This is a genomic window from Bacillus sp. AG4(2022), from assembly GCF_031844465.1.
In the GTDB taxonomy this organism is placed as follows: Bacteria; Bacillota; Bacilli; order Bacillales; family Cytobacillaceae; genus Bacillus_AB; species Bacillus_AB infantis.
Window position 1 is genome coordinate 19100 of the sequence record NZ_JAUZVH010000016.1, and the last position, 20815, is coordinate 39914.

At 47.7% G+C, this 20815-nt stretch carries 14 protein-coding genes; 13 read left to right on the forward strand and 1 reads right to left on the reverse strand.

What is annotated here, in order from left to right; genetic code table 11:
- Positions 1-111: 111 nt before the first annotated feature.
- The 10 genes from Q9R36_RS25355 (at position 112) to Q9R36_RS26200 (ending at position 11128) form a co-directional block, all read left to right on the forward strand.
- A complete protein-coding gene (locus Q9R36_RS25355) occupies positions 112-1596 on the forward strand; it encodes a sugar ABC transporter ATP-binding protein (protein WP_311226093.1) in 1485 nt (494 codons plus the stop codon).
- A gap of 14 nt (positions 1597-1610) precedes the next feature.
- Entirely contained in the window at positions 1611-2612 is a 1002-nt protein-coding gene (locus Q9R36_RS25360; protein ID WP_311226094.1) for an ABC transporter permease, read from the forward strand.
- A complete protein-coding gene (locus Q9R36_RS25365) occupies positions 2613-3611 on the forward strand; it encodes an ABC transporter permease (protein ID WP_311226095.1) in 999 nt (332 codons plus the stop codon).
- Position 3612: 1 nt separating this feature from the next.
- A complete protein-coding gene (gene lsrB / locus Q9R36_RS25370; RefSeq protein WP_311226096.1) occupies positions 3613-4683 on the forward strand; it encodes an autoinducer 2 ABC transporter substrate-binding protein LsrB in 1071 nt (356 codons plus the stop codon).
- 19 nt (positions 4684-4702) lie between these two features.
- Entirely contained in the window at positions 4703-5581 is an 879-nt protein-coding gene (lsrF, locus tag Q9R36_RS25375; protein ID WP_311226097.1) for a 3-hydroxy-5-phosphonooxypentane-2,4-dione thiolase, read from the forward strand.
- Positions 5582-6052: 471 nt separating this feature from the next.
- Positions 6053-6682 carry an SGNH/GDSL hydrolase family protein gene (locus Q9R36_RS25380; RefSeq protein ID WP_311226098.1) on the forward strand — a complete coding sequence of 210 codons (630 nt, stop codon included), beginning with the start codon at positions 6053-6055 and terminating at the stop codon, positions 6680-6682.
- A gap of 629 nt (positions 6683-7311) precedes the next feature.
- Positions 7312-8574, forward strand: a complete 1263-nt coding sequence (gene codB, locus Q9R36_RS25385) for a cytosine permease (RefSeq protein ID WP_311226099.1) — start codon at positions 7312-7314, stop codon at positions 8572-8574.
- 3 nt (positions 8575-8577) lie between these two features.
- On the forward strand, positions 8578-9846 hold the full coding sequence (locus Q9R36_RS25390) for a cytosine deaminase (protein WP_311226104.1): 1269 nt from the start codon (positions 8578-8580) through the stop codon (positions 9844-9846).
- Between the two features lie 176 nt (positions 9847-10022).
- Positions 10023-10460, forward strand: coding sequence for a VanZ family protein (locus Q9R36_RS25395; protein WP_311226100.1), 438 nt, complete (start codon positions 10023-10025; stop codon positions 10458-10460).
- Positions 10461-10861: 401 nt separating this feature from the next.
- Positions 10862-11128, forward strand: a complete 267-nt coding sequence (locus Q9R36_RS26200; protein WP_396137139.1) for a LysM peptidoglycan-binding domain-containing protein — start codon at positions 10862-10864, stop codon at positions 11126-11128.
- Positions 11129-11183: 55 nt separating this feature from the next.
- On the opposite strand, the gene Q9R36_RS25405 is transcribed toward Q9R36_RS26200, so the two are convergent.
- Positions 11184-12395, reverse strand: coding sequence for a M14 family zinc carboxypeptidase (locus Q9R36_RS25405; RefSeq protein ID WP_311226101.1), 1212 nt, complete (start codon positions 12393-12395; stop codon positions 11184-11186).
- A gap of 323 nt (positions 12396-12718) precedes the next feature.
- On the opposite strand from Q9R36_RS25405, the gene Q9R36_RS25410 reads away from it, so the two are divergent.
- The 3 genes from Q9R36_RS25410 (at position 12719) to Q9R36_RS25420 (ending at position 20771) form a co-directional block, all read left to right on the forward strand.
- The gene (locus tag Q9R36_RS25410) at positions 12719-12919 is read left to right on the forward strand and encodes a helix-turn-helix transcriptional regulator (protein ID WP_148974158.1); all 201 of its coding nucleotides are present in this window, start codon (positions 12719-12721) and stop codon (positions 12917-12919) included.
- Between the two features lies 1 nt (position 12920).
- Positions 12921-13220 (forward strand): hypothetical protein, encoded by a 300-nt coding sequence (locus Q9R36_RS25415; RefSeq protein ID WP_311226102.1) that lies wholly within the window; start codon positions 12921-12923, stop codon positions 13218-13220.
- Between the two features lie 714 nt (positions 13221-13934).
- Positions 13935-20771, forward strand: coding sequence for a pullulanase (locus Q9R36_RS25420; protein ID WP_311226103.1), 6837 nt, complete (start codon positions 13935-13937; stop codon positions 20769-20771).
- The last annotated feature ends 44 nt before the right edge of the window (positions 20772-20815 follow it).

The following is a 20815-nucleotide window of genomic DNA, read 5'->3' on the forward strand; positions in this document are numbered from 1 at the left end:
ATAATAAATTCATATTTTCTTCAAACAAAAATTAATAAAATGATTTGCCGTGAATAAAATGTAACAAGTAAGCGTTTTCAAACAAGTAGGTATGTAGAAGGAGGGATGCAGATGGGAGAGCTTCCGTGCCTTATCCGGCTTGCGGACGTCCATAAATCCTTTCAGCAGAATAAGGTCCTGAAGGGGGTTTCACTTGAAATAAGTGAATCAGAAGTGATTTCGATCATTGGCGGCAATGGGGCTGGAAAAAGCACACTAATGAAGATTCTGACCGGCGTGCACAAGGCAGATTCAGGGACCCTTGAGATTGGCGGAGAGGAAATCGGCCATTATCATTCCGCCATTGCCCATGAAAAAGGGATCTATCTTGTGCCGCAGGAGCCTTTGCTTTTTCCCAATATGACAGTGGAACAGAATTTGACGATCGGCTTTGCCAGGGATAAGGCTGAAGTGAAGGCAAGGGCTGCTGAGCTCATTCGCCAGCTTGACTGGAATCTTGAGCTTGGAAGGCTGGCCGCTTCCTTATCAATAGCGGAGCAGCAGCAGCTCGAAATCATTAAAGGGCTTCTCAGGGAGGCAAAGGTCCTGATACTTGATGAACCTACTTCTGCACTGACCTTTGCTGAAACGGAAGCATTGTTTCAATTGATTGAGAGGCTGAAAGAATCGGGTGTAGCCATTTTTTATATTACCCACAGGCTTGATGAGGTTTTTCAAATCTCGACCCATGCAGTGATTCTCCGTGACGGCAGGATAACGCTTAAAGGGAGAATCGATGAATTTACGAAGGAGATGCTCATAAGAGGGCTGCTGCCGGAAGAAAGCCAGGAAAGCGGTAAGGATGTTTTTGAAAAAAGGCAGAGGGAGCGTGCTGATGAGGAGCCGGTCCTTGATGTGAGAAATATCAGCGGGGATGGCTTCAGGGATATCAGCATCCAGGTTTTTAAAGGTGAGGTAGTTGGAGTGGCGGGGCTGGTTGGAGCCGGCCGGACGGAAATCGGTGAGGCCATCTATGGCATAGGCAAAGTGAAGAGCGGGAAGGTCTTCCTGGCAGGGAAGGATATTACGAATCTGCCTGTCCGCCAAACAATTGAAAATGGCCTGGCTTATATACCAGAGGACAGGTTTCTTAATGGGATATTCTCTATCAGCTCGGTAAGGAATAATCTGACGGCCCAAATACTCAGGCGGCAGGGCTTCTTCAGCAGCCGGAAGAAGGAAAGCAGCATTGCAGACGAGTATGTCGGCCGGCTGAGGATTAAGGTCAGCAGCCAGGAGGATGAAATCAAATCCCTGTCAGGCGGAAACCAGCAGAAAGTTGTCATCTCAAGGATCCTTGCCGGGAACCCGCAAGTGATCATCATGGACGAACCGACAAGGGGAATTGATGCCGGTGCCAGGGGCGATATTTACAGCATCATAGCCGACTTAAAGGAAAAGGGCTATTCCATTCTGCTGATTTCTTCCGATCTGGAGGAGATTGAGAGGCTCAGCGACAGAATCTACACCATCTACCAGGGGACCTGCCATGTATGCCTCGTATTTGATGAAATCAATGCTGCCAATGTAATGAAATCTGCTTTTGGAACGTTATGAAGGATGTGATGTAGATGTCTGCGTTGAAATGGGCGGCGTCACGGCGGGAATTCAGGACTTTAATATTCTTAATTATGCTGTTTGCGCTTGTCGGCCTCGTAAACAGCGACTTTCTCACTTTGGCAAACATACAGGCCTCTGTGAAAAGCAGCCTTCTTTATATTGTCCTGGCTGTGGGCATGACATTTGTGCTGCTGACAGGAAATATTGATATCTCGATAGGGGGGATCATGGGGCTTAGCGCTGCGGCGGCGGGCACCATTCTGAAAAGCGGCGGCAGCCTTTTTACGGCAGCAGCGGCAGCCCTTTTCATAGGCGCGGCCATCGGGCTCATCAATGGACTGGGAGTGACGAGGCTGAAGATCTCTTCTTTTATTATGACCCTGGGAATGCTTGAAATCACGCGGGTTCTCCATGTGATCTATGCAGATGGGAAATGGGTGGAGAATCTGCCGGCAGGCTTTAAGGGTCTTTCCAAGTTCAGTCTGGCTGGTATGAATATTCTCTCCCTGATGGTGATTGCAGCGGTGATCCTTGTACATTTTTATCTTTCAAAAAGCAATAAGGGAAGGTATTTTGCCGCAATCGGCGATAACGAAGAGGGAGCGGTATTGCTCGGGATTCCAGTGCATCGCTATAAAACTTATGCCTTTGTTGTCTCCGGCATTTCCGCATCTATTGCCGGCCTGATTTTCGCGAGCCAGATTGGCTTTATCTCAACCACTGCGGGAGCCGGCATTGAAATGACCGTCATTGCGGGCGCTGTTCTCGGCGGGGTTTCTCTCAGCGGCGGGATCGGGTCTGTCATAGGAGCGGGGATCGGTGCCATCATTATGACCTCAATCAATTCGGCACTTGTGTTCATGAAGGTTCCTGCTTTCTGGAATGCGGCCATATCTGGATCTCTTTTAATACTTATTGTGGTCATCGACACCCTGCTGACCAGGAAAGCGATGAAAAAGGCGAAAAAGGAAAGGCTGAATGCGCGGATCCTTCAGAAGGAGGTGCAAATATAAGTGATTCGGAAGATTCCTAAATGGAACCGGATGCTGCTGTTTATTTTACTGGTGGAAATACTCGTTTTCGGCCTAATCAATCCGAGGTTCTGGAATATCTCCATCCTGCTGGGAAGTTTTAATGATTTTATCGGCATTGCCCTCGTTGCCTTCTTCGTCACCTTTGTCATCATCACAGGGGGGATCGATATATCCGGCGGATCAATCATTGGGCTGACCTCAATCCTTGCGGGGATTCTATCGCAGGTGGCAGGGCTCAATATTTGGCTGTCGGTCATTTTAGCGATAGCGGCAGGCGGGCTTTGCGGGCTCTTGAATGGAATATTGATCGCTTACGGGCGAGTCCAGGCAATGGTGATCACCCTTGGAGCGATGCTGCTCTACAGCGGCATATCCATTGTCATCGTCGGCCAGTCAGGAGTGAGTACGTATGAAGGGATATCAGGTTTTCCGGAGGCCTTCAGCAGCCTGGCCTATGGGGAAGTGATGGGCATCCCGAACTCTGTTCTCCTCTTTCTTATCATGTTTTTCATCGCATATGTCCTTCTGCATTTAACGAAATACGGAAGGTATATATATCTAACCGGCATCAACCAGAATGCGGCAGAATACGCCGGCATTGATACTAGAAAAATCATCGCCAGCACCTATGTGCTATCTGGATTGAGCGCAGGTGTGGCAGGGGTGATGCTGACTTCCTACCTGGGCAGTGCCCGGGCGGACTTCGGCTCTGAATATTTGATGCCGATCCTGACTGCCGTTGTGCTTGGGGGCACCTTGATCACGGGAGGCAAAGGAGGTGTTATCGGCACTGCGCTTGCCAGCATCATCGTCGGCCTGCTGCAGCTCGGCCTGCAGATGGGCGGCGTTTCCACACAGTATATTGGCCTTGCGACCGGCCTGCTTCTGATTATTTCTGTCGCATTCCTTGGACTGTCATCTGATTTCAAGCTTTCGGTGAAAAGGATTCTTGCACCTAAAAAAATGGGGGTCGATTGAGATGAGATTTAAGCCTTATAAGCTGTTCCTTGGTATGGCCATGGCTTCGCTTCTGCTGGCAGGCTGCAGCGGGGAGAAAGACTCCGGCGGCAGTTCCGGCGGGAAAAAAGCTGATGACATTGAAGTAGTCTTTATCCCGAAAATGACTGGGAATGCATTTTTTGAATCAGGTAATAACGGGGCCCAGGCTATGGCGGAGAAAGAAGGATTCAAGGTCAAGTATGACGGGGCGCCGGAAGGGACAGTGGCCAATCAGGTCCAGATCATCAACAGCGCCGTAAGCAGCGGGGCAGATGCCATTGCCATTTCTTCTGTTTCTTCAGACGGTCTGAACCAGGCGCTGAAAAAAGCGCTGGATGCCGGCATCAAGGTAGTCACTTGGGATTCGGACGTTGATCCGGAATACCGTTCTGTTTATGTGAATCAGGGAACACCGGAAATCCTCGGTGCGATGCTCGTCGATATGGTCGCCGGCCAGCTTGAAAATCCGGACGAAGCCCAGCAGGTCGCCTGGTTCTATTCAAGCCCGACTGTTCCTGACCAGAACTCCTGGGTGGAATATGCTGATCAGTATATAAAAGAGAAATATCCGAAGTGGGAAATTGTCACAAGGCAATTCGGAGAGGGAAATGAGCAGAAATCCCTGCAGGTAGGGGAAAGCATTCTTGATTCCTATCCAGATATTGATGCGATCATCTGCCCGGATTCCACTGCTCTTCCAGCAATGGCACAGGCAGCGGAGAATAAAGGGCTGACAGCGAAGGATGTTGCGATCACAGGGTTTGCGTCACCGAATTCCATGAGGCCATTCCTGGAGAACGGCACTATCTTGAATCATGGCTTATGGGATGTCCAGGATCAGGGAGCGCTTGCTGTTTATATTGCTTACCACCTGGCACAGGGCAATGATTTGAAGGTTGGCGACAAGCTCGAGGTTCCGGATCTTGGCGAAGTGACAGTTGAACCGAACAGCATCCAGGGCTATGACTATGAAGCGGACGATTCCGGAATCATCGTGCTGCCGGAGCGGATCGTCTTCACGAAAGAAAATACAGGTGATTATGACTTTTAATTAGGGGGAGTTGCGGAGAATGGCAGACAATATCGGCAATAAAGCGGCGAAGAATTTTTTTGAGGATGTACCATTTGCGGGCGGTGAGGGCTTCCATGTAAAAGGGGCCGCTAATTATGATTGGGGCATGAAGGACCGGCTGTCGAGGATCTTCAACCCGAAGACCGGAAAGACCATTATGCTCGCATTTGACCACGGCTATTTTATGGGGCCGACATCAGGACTCGAGCGAATCGATCTCCTCGTCCCAAGGCTTGAGAAATATGTTGACTGCCTGATGGGAACGAGGGGGGCGATCAGGAGCAGCGTGCCGCCTTCATTCAATAAGGCGATTGCGCTCCGGGCTTCATCAGGATCATCAATTCTGCAAAATGATCTGAGCCATGAATCCATGGTGGTCGATATCGAGGATGCTGTCCGGATGAATGCCAGCGCCATTGCGATTCAGACCTTTATTGGCGCAGATGGTCAAAAAGAGACGATTGAAGAGCTGAACAAAGCTGTTAATCTTGGCTTGAGATACTCAATCCCGACTTTGGGTGTCGTTGCAGTCGGCAAAGAAATGGCGCGTACTACCGAGTTCTTCCTGCTCGCTACCAGGATGCTGGCAGAATTCGGTGTCCAGATCGTCAAAACCTATTATTGCGATGACTTTGAAAAAGTAGCATCCGCCTGCCCGGTTCCATTGGTGGTCGCCGGCGGTAAAAAAATTCCGGAAAAAGAGGCACTCACCCTTGCCTACAACTCCATCCAGGGAGGAGCAGCCGGCGTCGATATGGGCCGAAACATCTTCCAGTCCCAGCATCCGGAGGAAATGGTGCAGGCTGTGAGCAAAGTGGTGCATGAAGGGTTTACGGATAAAGAAGGGTATGAGTATTATCAGTCGCTGATAGGATAGGGCGGGGTGCTAAGTAGTGCTATATATCGGGATTGGTGCGGAGTTTTGGTAATAAATGTGATTTTATGGTGTGGTTAGAGAAGTTGGTAGAATAAGTCGGGAAGTCGGTAGAATAACCAGAAGAGTTGGTAGAATAACAGCTAAAGTCGGTAGAATCGCACTGGATACAGGTAGAATCCTATATGAATGCATTTTAATTAATGAGAAATGCCCCTTCAGCACATGATAGAGGGGCATTTTTTATGCTATATTTCAACTTTTAATACTCATCAGCATGACAATTCTGCCTATTAACACAGCTTTCTGCTGAGAGGCAGTCCAATTCTCAGCCATATAATGACTTCGCGTTCTCATTTTTCCCAGACAATCAGCGGAACAATACATCATGCAGTCTGCAACCTTATCTCACCAGCAGGAATCCCCAGGGAGATTATCTAATATATATAGAATCAAACTAAAGAGGTGAAGCATATGGCGGCAAAAAAAATCTTATTTATCGGCGACAGCATTACAGATCACGGCAGAAGAGAGGATCCTGAACAGATTGGATTCGGTTATGTAAGGAATCTGCGTGACTATTATATGACGGCATTTCCTGAAAAGGCGCTTGAGTTTATCAACAGAGGTGTCGGCGGCAACCGCGTTACTGACCTTGCCGACCGCTGGAAGGCGGATGTCATTGATATTCAGCCGGATCTTGTTTCCATTTCGATTGGCATTAACGATGTATGGCGGCAGCTGGACAGTCCGGGGATTGTGCAGATTGATCCTGGCAGGTTCAAGGAGGTATATCAGGATCTGCTGACACAGGTGAAGGAGGAGACTGAAGCTAAAATTGTCCTCATGGAGCCGACTGTAATTGAGGAGGATATCCAGTCGGAAGGAAACCGACTGCTTATTCCATATGTTGAGGCAGTGCATGAACTGGCTGAGCAGTTCAAGGCAGCGGTTGTTACGGAGCATAAGGCATTTATCCAGTACCTTGAATCAGGGGGAAGTCTTAAACTGACGACAGATGGGGTGCATATGACTTCGGCTGGGGATATGCTGATGGCGCGGACGTGGGTTATGGGAGCAGGTTCTTTGTCTGTCTTTAACTGATATTGCTTTGGTTCGCGAAATGAAGGCGTTTTTGGCGGAGTTAGGGTGCGTCTGTTTCCAGTAAATGTATTTTATGTAGAATAACGCTGATTTTGTGTAGAATCATTGGAAAAATAGGTAGAATAATTAAGAATTTAGGTAGATTAATAGAAAATTTATGTTGGATCATATACGTTTAGGAGCTCTACTAAGGAAAATTTCCCTTTTACATACAGTAGGAGGGCATTTTTTTCATGCTATACCGGCACTCCAATACGATTTCGCAGGACATTCTCTCCCGATTCAGCCTCCTTCTGCAGAGCTGACGCCAATTTTTCCTAAAAGAACCCACAATATCTTATAACCTCACCTCTTACCGCTACCCCACCTATTTGACATCCCCCTATTTTTCTGCAATAATAATAACCAATTAAATACTGGTACCTTTAATTCAGTCCCGTGAGGCTGGCAAGGACAGCGGAAATTATGAGAATCATTGGGTGAGGTGTATCCTGCCCGCTGGTTTTTCATGAGGAAAAAGGCTTCTTGTCGGAAACGGCGAGAAGCCTTTTTTCGTTCCAGCTTCTTATCCATCGAAGGCTCCTTCGGTACCAGTTTCAACACTATTGAAACTTATAGGAGGAATGGAAATGAAAAAAGTAGATTTGGATTTTTCACTGAGTGCGGTTCCGCAGAAAAATCGCAGCGGATTCTGGAGAATGCTTGTGGTAATGCTGGGACTGACGTTTTTCTCAGCGAGCATGTGGTCAGGCGGGACGCTTGGCTCAGGGCTGACTTTTATGCAGTTTATCGGAATCGTGCTGGCAGGGAACCTGATTCTTGGCGCTTATACTGGAGCGCTCGCTTATATCGCGGCCAAGACCGGGTTATCGACACATCTGCTGACGCGCTATGCATTCGGTGAAAAAGGTTCATATCTTTCTTCATTCTTATTGGCTGCTACACAAGTTGGCTGGTTCGGCGTCGGTGTGGCAATGTTTGCCCTTCCTGTCCAGAAGGTGACAGGGCTTGATGCCTATCTGCTGATTGCGATTGCAGGCATCCTGATGACGGCGACAGCGTTTTTTGGAATGAAGGCACTGGCGACCTTGAGCTTTATCGCGGTCCCGCTCATCACCATCCTTGGCAGCTTTTCAGTGTTCAAGGCAACGGAAACGGTCGGAGGGCTTGACGGCCTTATGCAGTATCAGCCAGCAGAAGCGATCGGGCTTGCTGCGGCATTGACGATCTGTGTGGGTTCTTTTATCAGTGCGGGTACATTGACGCCCGACTTTGCCCGCTTCGCCCACACAAAGCGGTCAGCAGTCATTACGACTGTAATTGCCTTCTTTATCGGAAATTCACTCATGTTCATCTTCGGTGCTATCGGCGCAATCGCGACTGGCCAATCGGATATTTCTGAAGTAATGTTCATTCAAAAGTTAATTCTCCCGGCCATTCTGGTGCTTGGGCTTAATATCTGGACAACCAATGATAATGCGCTGTATGCATCCGGCTTAGGCTTCTCAAGCATCACGAAAATCTCAAAAAGCAAGGTTGTCATTTTTAACGGAATCGTCGGAACGATCCTGGCGATGTGGCTTTACAATAACTTTGTCGGATGGCTGACAATCCTCGGGGCTGCTCTGCCGCCGGTGGGAGCCATCATTCTGGCGGACTATTTTATCATCAACAAAGGCAAGTATAAGAAATTTGAGCAAATGACATTCAAAGCTGTCAACTGGCCGGCCATGATCGCATGGGGTGCGGGCGTGCTTGCTGCGAACTTCATTCCGGGGATTCCTCCGGTCAATGCATTGCTTGGAGCGGCGATCACATTCGTTGTCATCACCAAGATTGCAGCTCTCACGGCAAACACAGGCACAATAACAGAAATGGAAAAGGTGAGCTAAATGATGTTAATTAAAAATGCGAAGCTTAGAGGTAAGGATGGGCTTTGGAATATAACAGTAAGAGACGAAAAGATTATAGAATTGTCGCAGGGTGATGTATTAGACTGGCAAGGTGAGGAGCTTGATGTAAAAGGATCGCTAGTTTCAGCTCCTTTCATTGAACCGCATATTCATCTGGATACAACACTGACAGCAGGAGAGCCTGAATGGAACCAGAGCGGCACACTGTTTGAGGGTATCCAGAGATGGGCACAGCGCAAGGAAATTTTAACACATGAGGATGTAAAGGAGCGGGCTAAAAAAGCGCTCAAATGGCAGATCGCACAGGGAATCCAGCATGTCCGCACACATGTGGATGTGACGGAGCCAACCCTGACGGCGCTAAAGGCGCTCCTGGAAGTAAAAGAAGAAATGTCTTCCCATGTTGATCTGCAGCTGGTCGCTTTTCCGCAGGAGGGGATCCTATCTTATCCAAGCGGGGCAGAGCTGATGGAAGAAGCGCTGAAAATGGGTGCAGACGTGGTCGGCGGCATCCCGCACTTTGAGTTTACGAGAGAATATGGTGTATCTTCTATGAAAATTGCATTTGACCTTGCGGAAAAATATGACCGCCTGGTAGACATTCACTGCGACGAAATCGATGATGAGCAATCACGGTTTGTTGAGGTGGTAGCAGCGGAAGCATATGAGCGGGGGTTCGGCAGCAAGGTGACGGCCAGCCATACAACGGCGATGGGCTCCTATAATGATGCTTATGCCTACAAGCTCTTCAGGCTGCTGAAGATGTCGGAAATAAACTTTGTGGCTAACCCCCTTGTGAATATCCATCTTCAAGGCCGTTTTGATACATATCCAAAACGGAGAGGCATCACAAGAGTGAAGGAGCTTCTCGAAGCGGGAATGAATGTGAGCTTCGGCCATGATGATATCTTTGATCCATGGTATCCGCTCGGAACAGGCAATATGCTTCAGGTGCTCCACATGGGCATCCACGTATCCCAGCTCATGGGCTATGAAGAAATAGTCCGTTCCTTTGACTTGATTACCGATAACAGCGCCAAAACACTTCACATCGAAGACAGCTACGGCATCGAAGCCGGAAAACCGGCCAGCTTCATCGTCCTTGACGCTGAAAATGAATACGAAGCCATCCGCAAACAGGCAGCCGTCCTTTACTCTATCCGAAACGGCAGGATCATTGCGCAGGCAAGTCCAAGGCAGACTTCTATTCTGCTGGGGGAGCAAAGAGAAAGTATAAATTTTAGCAAATGATCTAAAGAGAGGGGGCAGCGGCGGCTGCCCCTTCTTGATATTCCGTGTCAGGCACCGCGAAAAGACACTTTCCTTATATTTGTCCATGAGCGGTGCCTGACACGGGGATTTACGCTGTATAGTTTATTTCCTCATGGCCGAGACTGTTCTTAAAGAAACTAAGGCGGTGCGCTATTTTGAGGATTCTCTTTGTGGTTATGATGAGTGTCTTTATATTCGTTTGTACCTGTTCGAGCAGTTTTGCTGATTTAAAGGAATCAGGAGAAGTTCATTTTGAATGGCAGGGTAACCCTGCATTTGAAGAGCTGCTGCTGCCTTGGCCATCAGATGCTGACAGAAATTTTGCTTTTCAGAAGGCAGGGCATGCACTTGCATTTTTTGTTTTTGCTTGCGGGCTGCTGCAAATCCTTCCCTATAGATATGCCGTTGTCCTCTCTATCTTATATGCATTTGCAACAGAGATTCTGCAGCTTTATTTTACCCGCAGCGGCCGGCTGCTGGATGTATGGGTCGACTGCGCAGGCATTGCTATTGCTCTTATTCTTTTCCTGGTAATCAAAAATTTTACCCGCAAGCATGTACATAAGGACAGCGCCAGCTTTCACAGGACCTAAACTCTGTTTTAAAGCTGTGTCAGGCAGGTCCAAAAGACACTTTGTGCATGAATGTCCATGGATGGTGTCAGGCACATCCATACGCCAGCTCTAAGGATATGTGAGTCAAAAGGGGGCAGGTACTTTGTCTCCTTTTTTTCAGCAGAAATCCTTTTTTTTATTATTTTCCCAAGCAGGATTTGCGATAAAGAACAGCCTGTTAGCTTCAGCTTTGTCCAACTTGCTTAATAAAGAATTTATTTCTTTTGAATTTAGATATATCCAGTAATAAACACGCCATTATGCCTAGTTTTAAACTGCTGTAAATCAGCTGGTTTTCCCAATTCTAAAACCATTGTTGGTATGGAATATATCTGATAGTTTTGAAGGGAAGGACCCGAAACTATTTAGGAGGAGATATTATGAAAAAACTTGGGAAAATCGTATTAGCGTCTGCTATGTCATTAGGTATCCTGGGCGGAGTCGGAAATATCAGCGCATCCACCGCTGAAGCTGCCCCTCCAGGCTGCTTTGGCCCGGTCTATTATTATGTAAAGTCAGGGGACACTCTATCTGAAATTGCAGCTAAGTATGGGGTGACGGCTTCCTATCTGGCATCACTGAACAATATTTCAGATCCGAACAAAATTTATGTAGGGCAGCGTTTAATGACATATAACTGTAACTAATAGAATTAAAACCTCCATCCTGCCGGGGATCCAGGATGGAGGCTTTTTTTATCTTTTACAGCCCTGGCTCATAAGCGGTATTCGGAATCTCGCTGTAATCATCCGCATCAAGATTGTCCACCGAGCCATCCGCTACTCCTTTAATAATGGCATTCAAGCCGGTTTCAACAGCCTTCACAAGCTGTCCCTTTTTCTTTTGTCCAAGCGTATGGGACTGGCCCCTGACCTCGAATAGGACCGTGCCGCTTCCGTTAAGGGCGAAGCTTCCCAATGCAGTGCCTGGAAGGTCCAGGTTCTGCTGATAGAGGGTGATGTTATTGAACGGCGAGCTGCCGATTGATTGAAGGGCATTATAAGCTGCTAGATTCAGCTGCTTTGAATACTCAACATTATATTGATCTGCATATTCCGCATATTTGGCTCCCGCAGATGTATTTGGATCAGGCACAAACTCGCCTGACAAGGACATCGTGACGATGTCGTCGGTTCCTTCTACATAGTATTCACCTTGATGGTGAAGATCAACGAAGACATCAACCTTCCCAAACTCGGCCTTTAATGCTTTATACACATCCCTTACGGTTTGGGATTCCGGTGTTATGTACCAGCCGGGTTCGCTTGACCTGCCAGGGAAATCTCCGGCCTGCGGTACGTAATCCAAGTCAGGGTTGAAGTCGCGGTTCACATCAAACCCAGGCTGTCCGGTGTAATTTCGCTCTTGGATTGTGCCTGAGGCATAATAATTCCATGCTGGCTTTGCGGCTGCTGCAAGCTGTGGGAAATCCTGCACAGCTTCCTCCCAGGACATATCATTTCCGCGGCGGTCAAGCTCAGAAGCGTCAGGGTTGATTTTTGGCAGCACCACTAAAGTGACATTTTCACGGATCTGCCTCGCTTCCGGTGAATTGCTGGATCCAAGATGCTGAAGGATTTTTAACAGTGCCTCTGTGCCCGTCTTTTCATTGCCGTGAATTTCGCTTTCAATCAGTACCACTTTTTCCCCTGTACCAACTCGTGCCTGGTAAATGTCCCGTCCCTGATTGGATTGGCCGACAACCGATAACGACACTTTGCCCTGGCTGCTCTTCTCAATCTGCTGGAGCTTGTTTACCATTTCGGCATAGTCAGTAAATCCAGCCACAGAGCTGGCCTCATACTGTCCTACTTTGCCGCTGTCAGAAGATTGGGCCGCAATAGCTGTGCCTCCAGCCCCCGCACATAAAACCACTGCTGTACTTAGTCCTGCAATCCATTTGTTTACCTTCATCCTGTCACTCTCCTTCGCTTTTCTTACAAAGACTATTGTAAATCGACAAGCCGCCGTCACCTTGTCGAAATATAAATAAAGCACAGGTCTAGTTTTGTAGGAATGAAATGAAGAGTGTCGAATATTTAGCATTTCGAAATAATTGAATAGTTCGTCCTATCAGGTGTATAGAAAGATCATGCCCATTGTCACCCGTTCTCAGATTAAGCATGACTATGAATCTATATATGTAATTAATTCCTTACTTTTTGTAAAAAATACTTTACACTATGTAAGGAATATATTACAATTCACTCAATGGCTTACCTGAAGGGCGGATGAAAATGCTTGATAATAAAATCTCTGTGTACAGAGCGGAAAAGAAAATGACGCAGCAGGAGCTGGCAGATGCAGTCGGGGTCAGCCGGCAGACAATCCTTTCCATTGAAAAAAACAGATACAATCCCTCTCTGATTTTGGCCATTAAGATTGCAAAGGTAGTAGACAAACCAATCATGGATGTTTTTGATTACAAGGAGGAGTAAGATGTTTTCAATGCTCAATGCTTCGATTGTCGTACTTGTTGTCTGTGTCATTTTGTCGGAGGCCTATAAGGCCAGGTTTGAGAAAGACAGTGAATCTAAGGATGAGAGGGGGCAGGTGATCCAGCTGAAGGTCATGTCCCTATCCTACAAGCTCCTGACCGCCGGTGTCATGCTGGGATTCTTCCTCTCAGCAATTACTAAAATCATGCATCAGGATTATTTTATCTTCTATGTACTGCTGATCTTCCTGCTGCAAAGCGTCGTATCTGCGGCATACTTATTTCAATTGAGAAGGCAGTAGACGGGATGAGGGGACAGCCCCTTGTTCCTTTTTATTTACGTTAATGGGCCAAGGGGTCTGACCCCCCGGCCCACAAAGCGTCGTATCTGCAGCATACTTATTTCAATTGAGAAGGCAGTAGAAGGGATGAGGGGACAGCCCCCTTGTTCCTTTTTTATTTGCGTTAATGGGCCAAGGGGTCTGACCCCCCGGCCCACAAAGCGTCGTATCTGCAGCATACTTATTTCAATTGAGAAGGCAGTAGAAGGAATGAGGGGACAGCCCCCTTGTTCCTTTTTATTTATGTTAATGGGCCAAGGGGTCTGACCCCCCGGTCCACAAATCGTCGTATCTGCAGCATACTTATTTCAATTGAGAAGGCAGTAGAAGGGATGAGGGGACAGCCCCCTTGTTCCTTTTTTATTTGCGTTAATGGGCTAAGGGGTCTGACCCCCTGGCCTAAACCGCCCCCCTGCTCACTTTGCTGTTGCCGTTTTCTGAAAATTATTGTAAAATTTGCTTACGAACTGCAAGCGGTTGCACAAGCTGTCTTTTCATATCACGCACATTTGTAGTCATTTCATCCTATATTTTGCAAACGGTTACAGTCATTTAGTTGTGCAAATTTGTGCAAACGCTTTCGCAACCCGCGCTGCAGGGCTATCTCCGACAGAAAGGAGGCTCCCCCGAACAAAGTTAATCCTATCCAACCAACCAAAAGGAGGAAAGCAATTCATGCAAAAAAACCGACGCCAGCTATCCATCTTCCTGTCGGCAATCATGCTATTGAGCCTGTGGCTGCCATTTATGCCGGCACGATCGGCAGCTGCAGCAGAAACAGAAGCATCCGACACCCCAGAAGCAGCAGAAACCTCTGACCGGCAGGTCCGTTTTACTTATATCCGCGATGACAAGACATATGACGGCTGGAATATTTGGGCTTGGAACACAGGCGTGAAGGATGACCAGATCAATTTTGAATCCTATGAAAACGGGACGGCGACCGTCAATATTGCTGTTGCCCCAGAAACGAAGCAGTTCGGCTTTGTGCTCCGCAGCACAGAGGACTGGAATACAGCACAAAAGGAATTTGGAGACCGCTTCATTCCTGTGAACAAAAATGACAGTTTGACAAAAGCATACATCACGAGCGGTGTGGAAAAGATCCGGATTGTCCCGGATGGTTCAGCGCCAGTCATTAATAAGGGCAATGCCACTTTCTATTACCGTGATAAAGAGCTTTTTGCCAATGACAGTATGGATTCTATTGAAAAAGTAGAACTCAAGTTCAACGGTGAAACAAAAGAGATGCAATATGAGCCTGAAAACGAGCGATTCATGCTTACATACGAGAATATCCCGAACGGAAGGCATGAATACTCATTTCTTGTAACCGAAGGAGGAGAGACAACAGAGGTCACAGATCCTTACAACACCAAGGACGGTGTCTCTGCCATCGACTTTCAGCAGGCTGACTTGACTGTATCTGCTATAACCAGGCCGGCAGCTATCGACTACAGCCAAAATGCTGTTCTGAGTGTGGATATAGCAGGCCTGACTGATGAGGTGAAGATTACTAAAATTCTTGCTGACACTTCCTCTTTGGGCGGTCCTGATCAGCTGGAAATCGACCCTTCACTCGGCAAAGTCACCATTGCTGCAGATGACAGCACAACGGCCGGTGTGAAAAATATTCCCATTACAGCAGTAGATTCTTATGGCAATGAATATAGCGGAAATGCCGAAATCGAAATCAAAACACGCCAATCTGCCGGCGAAGGTGATTTTGACTGGGATGAATCTGTCATCTACTTTATGCTGACAGACCGTTTCTTTGACGGCAATTCCTCCAATAATGATCCATACGGACTGAATTATGACGATTCCCGCGGCGCCTATCAGGGCGGGGATTTCAAAGGGGTAACAGAAAAGCTGGACTACCTTGATAAGCTTGGCGTCAATACGATCTGGATCTCTCCGGTCGTGGAAAATATCCAATATGATGTCCGCAATGGTGAGGCTGATGGCGAACCGTATTATGCCTACCACGGCTACTGGGCGGAAAATTTCAGCAAGCTGAATCCTCATTTCGGCACGATGGAGGACTTCCATACACTCATCGACGAAGCCCATGAGCGCGGCATTAAAATCATGGTGGATGTTGTATTGAACCATACTGGATACGGACTTAAAGAGCTGGATGCTGATAAGGAGAACCCTCCGCCAGGCTACCCGGATGATGAAGACCGCAGCCGCTTCAAGGATATCGTCCGCCAGGGCAATGTGGGCACCGATGAAGTGGTTGGCGAGCTGTCCAGCCTGCCTGATATCAAAACAGAAGATCCTGCAGTCCGCAAGCAGATCATCGACTGGCAGACAGACTGGATTGAGAAAGCAACAACTGCAAACGGCAACACAATTGACTACTTCCGTGTTGATACTGTCAAGCACGTGGAGGACGCCACCTGGATGAGCTTTAAAAATGCGCTCACCGAAAAGATGCCGGAATTCAAAATGATCGGGGAAGCATGGGGTGCGGCTGCTGATAATGACCTTGGCTACCTTGATTCCGGGATGATGGATTCCCTTCTTGATTTTGGCTTCAAAGAAACAGCCCGCAATTTTGTAAATGGAAAGCTGAAGGCTGCCAATGATGCCCTTGCTGCCCGGAATGCCAAAGTAGACAACACTGCCACTCTTGGCCAGTTTTTAAGCAGCCATGACGAGGATGGTTTTCTGCATTCACTTGGCGGTGACACAGGCAAAATGAAGGTTGCAGCCTCTCTGCAGGCAACTGCAAAAGGTCAGCCTGTCATCTATTACGGAGAAGAGCTTGGCCAGACAGGCGCCAACAACTACCCGCAATATGACAACCGCTACGATTTTGCATGGGATAAAGTTGATGGAAATGATATGCTCGAGCATTATAAAAAGATCCTTAACTTCAGGAAAGACCATTCCAAGGTTTTTGCCAAAGGTGACCGTACGGTGATCGGCGGCTCTGACAAAGAGCAATTCCTGCTGTTTGCCCGCAGCTATGGGGACCAGACCGTGTATGCCGGCTTGAACACAGCGAAGAATGCAAAAACTATCAAACTGGCGGTTGATTCAAAAACAGCTACAGTAACAGATCATTATTCTAACCAAAGCTACCAAACTGCTGAAGCTGGAGAAGTTATTCTGACAATCCCGGCCAACTCTGATGGCGGTACTGTCCTGCTGACCGTGGATAACGGCAGCATCACAGGGGCAGCGCTTCAAAGCGGGGAAGGCGGCGAGGAACCTGAAATAGAGCCGATTCCTGAGAACTCTGTCCGCATCCACTATAACCGTGCCGACGGAAGCTATGAAAACTACGGGGCCTGGCTCTGGAATGACGTGAAAACCCCGTCAGCCAATTGGCCGGTTGGTGCAACCATGTTCGCGAAGAAAGACAGCTATGGTGCCTATATTGATGTACCGCTTGCCGAGGGGGCAAAAAATATCGGCTTCCTTATCATGGATGTATCCAAAGGGGATGCAGGCAAGGACGGCGGCGATAAGAGCTTCACCATTTCCTCGCCGGAGATGAATGAAATCTGGATAGAGCAGGGGTCGGATGAGGTGTATACCTATGAACCTGTCGATCTTCCGGATAACACCGTCCGCATCCATTATACCCGTGAAAACGGGGACTATGATGATTTCGGTCTCTGGCACTGGGGCGACTCAGCAGCTCCTTCTGATAATTGGCCAGCTGGTGCGGCTGATTTTACCGGAACAGACCGTTATGGAGCGTACGCTGACATCGAATTGAAGGAAGATGGCAAGGAGCTGGGCTTCCTTATTGTGAACGAAAAGACGCAGGAAAAAGATGCCGGCGATAAGACCTTCAACCTGCTGGATAAGTATAATCAGCTATGGATCAAGCAGGGAGACGATGTTGTCTATATTTCTCCATATGGAGATGTGGCATTAGGGATGACCACTGCAGAAGTCATCTCAGAAGATACCATTCTACTAAACTTTACAATGACAGAAGGATTGACTGCAGACGGATTGAAAGCCGGCTTGTCCATCAAGGATAAGGATGGAAAAGAAATATCTGTCACCAGTGCAGAAATTACAGGTGAAAAAACGGCTGAAGTTAAAGCAGCATTCGATCTTGAGAAACTGCCGCTTTCTGTATCCTATTCCGGACGCACAGTTTCTGCATCATCAGGCTGGCGGATGCTTGATAAACTGTACAGCTATGATGGAGATGACCTTGGAGCTGCCTACAAAAAAGGCGGAGCGGTGCTGAAACTGTGGGCGCCGGCAGCAAGCAAGGTTACGGCCAATTTTTATGATAAAAAAGATGCTAGCAAGCTGATTGGCAGTGTAGACCTCAAGCTTGGTGAAAAAGGCGTCTGGTCAAAAGAAGTCAAGCCGTCGGACCTTCGGGTGAAGGACTTGAAAGGCTATTACTACCAATATGAAGTGACCAATAACGGAGTTACGAAAAAGGTGCTGGATCCTTATGCGAAGTCGATGGCAGCTTTTACCGTCGATACGAAAGGGGAGGCCGGTCCGGACGGAGATGATGTCGGAAAAGCGGCAATCATCGACCTGAAGGGAACGGATCCTAAGGGCTTTGATCATGCTTCCATTAAAGGATATGAAAAGCGTGAGGATGCCATCATCTATGAGGTCCATGTCCGCGACTTCACTTCCGATCCTTCCATTAAAGGCGATTTGGATGCGAGATGGGGCTCTTATAAAGCATTCATCGACAAGCTTGACTATATTAAGTCGACTGGTGTGACTCACGTTCAGCTTCTGCCTGTCATGGCCTGGTATTTTGGCGATGAGACGAAAATGGGCGAGAGGGAAATGGAATATTCAGCAGGAGGAAACGAGTATAACTGGGGATATGATCCGCACAGCTATTTCTCTCCTGACGGTGCTTACTCGGAAAATCCTGCAGACGCTGACCTGCGTGTGAAGGAACTGAAGGAACTGATCGACGCGATCCATGATGCCGGAATGGGTGTGGTCCTTGACGTTGTTTACACCCATATGGCAAAAGCAAGCACGCTCAACGACATTGTGCCAAACTATTATGCATTCCAGGATGCCAAAGGCAATTTCCTTGGTGGGTTCGGCAATAATCTTGCAACAAGCCATACAATGGCTGAAAAGCTGATGGTTGATTCTGTGAAGTACTGGTTTGACGAATACAAGATTGATGGCATGCGATTCGATATGATGGGAGATGCAACTTATCCGTCCATCCAGAATGCCTATGATGCAGCAGCCGCAATCAATCCGGATGCCCTGTTCATCGGCGAAGGGTGGCGGACATTTGCAGGACATCTCTCTGACCCGGCACTTGAAGGAATGGGAGCGGACCAGGATTGGATGGATAAGACCGATGATGTCGGTGTGTTCTCTGATGAAATCCGCAACGAGCTGAAATCCGGATTTGGATCTGAAGGGGAGCCAAGATTCATTACAGGCGGTGCGCGTGACCTAAGTGTTATTTTCAATAACATTAAAGGCCAGCCATCCAATACCGCAGAAGATGATCCAGGCGACATGGTCCAGTATATTGCAGCACACGATAATCTGCCGCTGTACGATGTCATCGCCCAGTCTATTAAAAAAGACCCGGCCATCCCGGAAAATAATCTGGAAATCCATAAGCGGATCCGCCTCGGAAACTCGCTGATCCTGACCTCGCAGGGGACTGCCTTCCTGCACGCAGGCCAGGAATACGGACGCACAAAGCAATGGCTCGGCGAAGGTGTGCCTGAGCAGAAATACCATGAGCTGACAGATGAAAACGGGAATCCATTTGGCTACTTTATCCATGATTCCTATGATTCATCTGATGCGATCAACAAATTCGACTGGCAGAAAGCCACAAACGCATCAGCTTATAAAGTAAATACAATGACACGCGAATACACTGAAGGCCTGATTGAACTGAGAAGATCAACAAACGCCTTCCGCCTCGGGGAGAAAGAGCTTGTAGACAAAAACGTTTCCCTGCTGGACTTCCCTGAAATGAAGGATCAGGACCTGCTGATTGCTTATAAGAATGTATCTACGGACAAAACTGGCAGCTATTATGTTTTCATGAATGCTGACAGCAAGTCACGCAGCATGACGCTTGGGGAACTGGATCTCTCCAAAGGGACTGTCCTTGTCGATAATGATGAAGCAGGAACTAAGGCTGTTAAAAATCAGTCCGGCTTTACCCTTGCAGATGGAAAGCTGACTCTGGATCCATTAACAGTCGTAATTATCAAGGAAGGTACAAAGGGAGGGGGGAACCCTGGCGGCAATGGGGGCGGCAATCAAGAGCCTGTCAATCCGCCTGCACCTGGGAAGCCTGGAACCGTACAGCTTCCGGCAGGAGCGGCAGAAATAGTCAGAGAAAAGAATCCTTCCGGCAAAATGGAGGTTATTACAAAAATCCGTTCCGAGAAAATAGCGGAGATTGTAGATGCTATTTCAGCTGATCGAACGGTTATAGAAGTGGAATTGGAGAAGCCTGCTGCAGGGGAAACAGTCCTGGCGCAGCTTCCCGCAAAGCTGTTCAGTGATGCTGTTCGTAAAAGTAAGAAAGCGATCATTGAAATTCAGGCCGAAGGTGCAATCTACAGAATCCCTGTATCAGAGATTGATACTGCGGCCCTGGCCAAAAAGCTTGGAGTCTCTGAAGATACTGTTTATATGACAGTGTCGGTTAATCGAACTGCAGCACCTTCCGTAAATGCTAATATTGTGTCAGATGCGTTTGCGTTTGAGCTGGAGGCACGAGCTGGAGATAAGAAAGAGAGCATTTCAGCATTTGGAAAGTTTGCAGAAAGAGAGATTACGGGCAGCAGGGAATTTGATCCTCGCAAGTCCGCTGCAGTCAGATTTAATCAGGACGGAAGCTTTACAGCCGTTCCAACTGTATTTGACGGCAAAACAGCGATAATTAAATCACTGACTAACTCTGTATATGCGATCGTTGAGAATGATAAAACATTCCCCGATGTTGACCGGCTAAGCTGGGCAGAGGAGTATATTGAAACCCTTGCTTCCAAATACATCATTAAAGGGAAAACAGATGTGAAGTATGCACCTGGGGAAGAAATCACCCGTGCAGAATTCACTGTCTTGCTTGTAAGGGCTCTAGGGCTTCCGGCAAAAGCGTATGATAAGAAATTCTTAGATGTTAAGGGAAATGAGTGGTTCAATGCAAACGGGGAACTGACAGCAGCTGTCCACTTCGGCATTATCAGCGGCAAACCGGATGGCACCTTTGCGCCAAACGAAAAGCTGACACGTGCCCAGGCAGCCATTATGATCGCCAGAGCAATGGATCTGGACATCCTGGAGTTTGACAAGTCGCAGCTGAATGCTAATAAAAAGCTGACAGACTTTAAAGATGCCAGCCAATTTGGAGCATGGGCAAAAGAAGGTGCCGAGGCTGTCTATCAATCAGGCATTATGTCAGGAATGACGAAATCCACATTCAATCCAAACGGTTACACCAAACGTGATCAAATGGCAAAAATCCTTGCAGAATTCCTGCGAAAAGCAGAAATGATGAATTAAAAAAGTGAGAAGGCATCTTCCGGTTGTTTCGACAAAATCCGGGA

Coding starts and splice junctions, on each gene's coding strand:
- Q9R36_RS25380 (WP_311226098.1), top strand. CDS start 6,053: ATGGCGGCAAAAAAAATCTTATTTATCGGCGACAGCATTACAGATCAC.
- Q9R36_RS25415 (WP_311226102.1), top strand. CDS start 12,921: ATGTTTTCAATGCTCAATGCTTCGATTGTCGTACTTGTTGTCTGTGTC.
- Q9R36_RS25410 (WP_148974158.1), top strand. CDS start 12,719: ATGCTTGATAATAAAATCTCTGTGTACAGAGCGGAAAAGAAAATGACG.
- Q9R36_RS25420 (WP_311226103.1), top strand. CDS start 13,935: ATGCAAAAAAACCGACGCCAGCTATCCATCTTCCTGTCGGCAATCATG.
- Q9R36_RS26200 (WP_396137139.1), top strand. CDS start 10,862: ATGAAAAAACTTGGGAAAATCGTATTAGCGTCTGCTATGTCATTAGGT.
- Q9R36_RS25355 (WP_311226093.1), top strand. CDS start 112: ATGGGAGAGCTTCCGTGCCTTATCCGGCTTGCGGACGTCCATAAATCC.
- Q9R36_RS25390 (WP_311226104.1), top strand. CDS start 8,578: ATGTTAATTAAAAATGCGAAGCTTAGAGGTAAGGATGGGCTTTGGAAT.
- codB (WP_311226099.1), top strand. CDS start 7,312: ATGAAAAAAGTAGATTTGGATTTTTCACTGAGTGCGGTTCCGCAGAAA.
- Q9R36_RS25360 (WP_311226094.1), top strand. CDS start 1,611: ATGTCTGCGTTGAAATGGGCGGCGTCACGGCGGGAATTCAGGACTTTA.
- Q9R36_RS25405 (WP_311226101.1), bottom strand. CDS start 12,395: ATGAAGGTAAACAAATGGATTGCAGGACTAAGTACAGCAGTGGTTTTA.
- lsrF (WP_311226097.1), top strand. CDS start 4,703: ATGGCAGACAATATCGGCAATAAAGCGGCGAAGAATTTTTTTGAGGAT.
- lsrB (WP_311226096.1), top strand. CDS start 3,613: ATGAGATTTAAGCCTTATAAGCTGTTCCTTGGTATGGCCATGGCTTCG.